2 protein-coding genes and 1 pseudogene are annotated in these 4,160 nt (G+C 66.3%); 1 reads left to right on the top strand and 2 read right to left on the bottom strand.

Annotation, left to right across the window (positions count from 1 at the left end):
* Positions 1-469: 469 nt before the first annotated feature.
* Positions 470-688: pseudogene (gene tpg / locus ACZ6IM_RS42270) on the bottom strand (telomere-protecting terminal protein Tpg); the annotation flags it as partial.
* A gap of 1,443 nt (positions 689-2,131) precedes the next feature.
* Between tpg and ACZ6IM_RS42265 the strand changes: the two are divergent.
* Positions 2,132-2,986, top strand: coding sequence for a helicase associated domain-containing protein (locus ACZ6IM_RS42265; RefSeq protein WP_469564557.1), 855 nt, complete (start codon positions 2,132-2,134; stop codon positions 2,984-2,986).
* Positions 2,987-3,058: 72 nt separating this feature from the next.
* On the opposite strand, the gene ACZ6IM_RS42260 is transcribed toward ACZ6IM_RS42265, so the two are convergent.
* Positions 3,059-4,030 carry a pentapeptide repeat-containing protein gene (locus ACZ6IM_RS42260; RefSeq protein WP_469564556.1) on the bottom strand — a complete coding sequence of 324 codons (972 nt, stop codon included), beginning with the start codon at positions 4,028-4,030 and terminating at the stop codon, positions 3,059-3,061.
* Between the last annotated feature and the right edge of the window lie 130 nt (positions 4,031-4,160).

Below are 4,160 nucleotides of genomic sequence, written 5' to 3'. Positions count from 1 at the left end.
TCATTCCAGATCCAGCCCTCTGCTGCACGTTCCCGGTTGCTGCCTGCCATCCGGCCAGAGTGCCACATGCGGCACGTTCGGTCCCTGCCATATGTCCATTCACGGAACTGCGGACAGAGCCAGATTCAAGAAGCGCCATCAACGGAGCCGAGTTCGCGCAGCTGCCCCGCGCCGCAGTCCCAGATGTGGACTGCCGAACGCTCGGAGTCCGAGCAGGCCACCAGCGGAAGCCGCGGATGGCATCTCAACTGTTCAAAAGAGCGTTCGCCGCCAACCAGCCCACGTGCCACTACTTCAAGATCAGTCACCCCAGTACCGTAGTTCTCGCCGGCCTGCGCGGCGAGCCCCTTACCCGCATGCGCTCCGCGCAGCGCAGACGTGAGCGCCGGCCCCCGCCAACTCAAGGGCTCACTCGCCAACTGAAGCGCTCAGTCACATCCCAGAGGGGCAGCCACGTTTCAGCGCTGCCCTACAGGTCGAACTCCACGTGCTCAACGTCCGCGAACTCGACCTCCAGGCATGCAGCGCGGCGGCCGCCGTCGCGGAAGTAGACCTCGCCAAGCGCCTCGGCCGCGAGCGCCCGCAGCTGCTGCTCGCCGGCGCCCTGGTCCTGGGCCTCGAAGAGGCGGGCGGCGTGGTGTGGGGGCAGGGCAAGGGTGAAGTGCCGGATGCGGGCGTCGTCGGTGGTGAACAGGCACGCCCATGGCAGCCGGCCATCTCCACGATGGCCATCCGGCAGCAGCAACTTGGTCACCGCGCGACAGCCATGATCACTATTGTGGTGCATTCTGAGCAGGAGGAGCTCTCCCACTCCCTGCTGATGCCCATCCGATGTCATCGGCGCACCCATTCGCACTATTCTCCTGCGCATGGCTGATCAGCAACAGCGGCGCGCACGGCTGCGGTTAGCACGTCAGAGGACCGCCCCGAGCCAGGTCCGGCCACGCGTCCGCGCGGACGACGACCCGGACGCAGCCCCTGCGTCAGGCCCGGACGAGGAGACGCGCCACATTCCTGCTCAAGCCCAACGGGAGCCCTCGGCCGGAACTCCCTCTCCGGAACCGAACACGGAGCCCGGCTCGGAGCGTAGGAAGATCTCGTGGACCGCGATCGGGCAGATCGGAACCGTGATCGGTGCAGTGGCAGCCATTCTCAGCGTCTTCTTCACAGGCTGGGCCACATACATCAGTGCCGAAGTCGCAAAAGACCAACTAGAGCAGTCCAAAGAGGAAAGCGAAAAGGACGAGCGGCAGCAAGCGTCACGAGTGACATTCTGGATGGAATCGCACTACTCGGAAGATGGCCCTCAGACGGTCCACTTGGTGAACCGAACGCCGGACTCTGTCACGAGAGTTTCAGTGCATGTCGCTTCCCACGCGACCTCGGACGGTAAGTCGCATCCACTTACGGGTTTTGCGTCAAACGTACCGCCGTGCTCGGATCTTATGTTCAAGATGTCGGACCAGATGGCCAATAGCAACAGCCTGCAAAGCGGGGTTCGGTTCGTTCCAGGGTTCACTTACGTCGAGGGATTCGTTTTCACGGATGCTAGTGGCATCAATTGGATCAGAGAGCCGGACTCCTTGAGTAGGGTACGCGAATCGCCTGAAGCGGCAGCGAAGAGAAAGGGATCGTTTATTGTTCAGGAGATCGAAGTGAAACGTGTGGAACCATGCGACGAGTACAGCAGCAAGTAGGCGTCTGCGGGCTACCCGCGGCGGCATGCCACCTCTTGTGGCTCCCGGTCCAAATGGGCCTGTGAACAGGCACGTCCATGGCAGCCGGCAATCTCCACGATGGGCATCCGGCAGCAGCAACTTGGTCACCGTGCGACAGCCATGATCACTACTGCGGTGACTCTGAGCAGGAAGAGCTCTCCCACTCCCTGCTGATGCCCATCCAATGTCACCGGCGCACCCATTCACACCGTCGTGGCTGGGTGAGGAGCCGGAGGAGGGCGGCGAGGAGAACCGGTTGCTGCTGCGGTTCGGGACCCGCCGGGACCCCTCGCTGGTTGCCCGGTTCGTCAAGTACCAGCTGATCGAGCCCGAGCATGCCAACTGGAAGGCGGGGCACCGGGCGGCGGTCGCCTGCTACCGGCGCGAGGGGCACCTGGCCGTGCCGTACCAGCATGTCGAGGGCGGGCCTGCCGGTGCGCCGGCCCGTGGCAGGGGGGCGGGTTTCCCTCGGGCGGTGGCTGTCCGTCCAGCGGCGTGCCATGCGCGCCGGGGGCCTGGCGTCCGAGCGGGCCGCGAACCTGGACGAGCTGGGGATCGTGTGGGAGCCGGCCGATGAGGCGTGGGAGGAGAACCTGGGAGCTGCCCGTGCGTACTTCGACGCGTACGGCACGCTCGCGGCCCCGGTGACGGCGATGATCCTGGACGAGCCGGTGGGGCAGTGGCTGGCCAACGCCCGGAAGAAGGGCGGGCTGGGCAAGGACCCGAAGCGGGCCCGGGAGCGCGCCGCACTGCTGGCCGCGATCGACCCGGACTGGCGGCCGGGCTGGCCGGTGGACTGGCAGCGCCACTACGCCGCGCTGAAAACCCAGACTGGCGAGGACGGCCGGCTCGGGCCGGTGGAGCCCGGGACGATGGTGCACGGCATGGACGTCGGCCGGTGGCTGGCCACCCAACACCAGAAATGGCCGCTGCTGAGCGAAGACCAGTGCGCCCGGCTCGCCGGGATGGGCGTGAAACCCGCCGAGCGGCCCGTTCCGGCACAGGCGGAGGCAGGAGGCGCGGCAGCGGGTGGGAAGCCGTCTGGGCGCCGCTCAGCTGCCTTCGAGCGCGGCGTAGCGGCGCTGGCGCAGTACAAGGCCCGCACCGGCTCCCTCACCGTCAGCCGCGGGCACACAGAGCGGCTGGAGGACGGGACAGAGGTCCGGCTCGGGGTGTTTGTGTCCAACACGAAGAGCAGGCGCGCCAAGCTGGATGCCGACGAGCTCGCCGCGCTCGCCGCCCTCGGACTGGACCGGGCATCGGCGTAGCCGGGCCGTCGGCGACCCGTTGCAGTGAAATGCCGACCTGGGGCGCAGACAACCGATTCCGCCCCCGGGCTGTTATGGGTGTTCGTCGGTCAGCCATGCCTCGGGCAATGTGACCCCGGCAGGAACAGGAGTACCGACGGAGGCGCGAAGCCCTTCGGGAGCGGGACCCGTCGCGTCGTCGAAGTACACCCTGCCGCCGGAGAAGGTGGCGCGGTTGAAGTCCACCGTGCCGTCGGAGAAGGCCACAGAGCCGAAGGTCACTGTGCTTCCGGAGAACTTGGAGCTCCAAAAGTCCACCGTGCCGCCGGAGAACGTGGCCTCATTGAACATCACCAAACCACTGGTGAACGTCGCCTCGCCGAAGGTCACCCTGCCGCCGGAAAACCGCGCACCGTAGAAGGACACCGTGCCACCGGAAACCTCCGCATGACTGAAGTCCATAAAACCGTCGAAGAACGTCGCACCATGGAAGTTCACCTCGCCACCGGCAATCATCGCGCGCTGGAAAGAGACCGAGCCGCCGGAAAACGTCGCGCCAGTGAAAGACAGCGTGCCGCCGCTGAACCGCGCGCCGCCGAAGTTCAAGTTGCCATCGATGGTGATGCCGGTGAAATCGAGGTCGCAACCCTGCCAGGAGCCCCGGGTTCCCTGGGGACGGCGGTAGTGGTCGCCGATGAGGCGCAGGATCGTGTGCCGGACCTTGCGGAGGGCCAGGTAGCGGTGGTGTTCATCCTGGTGGGCGGGGTCGTCGCCAGGGTCGGGGGTGAGGGGGAGCTGGAGGTTGGCGCACAGGACGTCGATGCAAGTCTGGCGCAGGTTGTCGTCGGGGGCGTCGTCGGCGAGTCCGGCTAGGGCATGGACGCCGCCGAGCTGGACGGCCGGGGAGTCCGAGCCGAGCTGCTCGACGGCCTGAGAAAAGCGTTCGGTGTGGAGCCGGGTGGCTTTGCGGTGGGCGCCGACTTCGTCGACGCGTTGGCGGCGGTAAGCGACGACCAGGGCGACGAGCGCACCTGCCCCGGCAACCACTCCGAAGGAGAGCTTCACCAGGTCGAAGAGCGTCTTGGCGTCGAGCTTCGAGGGGGACTGTAAATCGTTCGGTGTAACTCCCGATCATGGAGGATGCATCGATGACCAGTGAGAACGTGGCTGAGCCCGAGGCCGTTGAACCCTCGAA

This window comes from Streptomyces sp. NPDC042336, assembly GCF_055581985.1.
The sequence above is the reverse complement of the archived record's forward strand: the minus strand, read 5'-3'. Positions and strand labels throughout refer to the sequence as shown.

Coding starts and splice junctions, on each gene's coding strand:
- ACZ6IM_RS42265 (WP_469564557.1), top strand. CDS start 2,132: ATGTCGAGGGCGGGCCTGCCGGTGCGCCGGCCCGTGGCAGGGGGGCGG.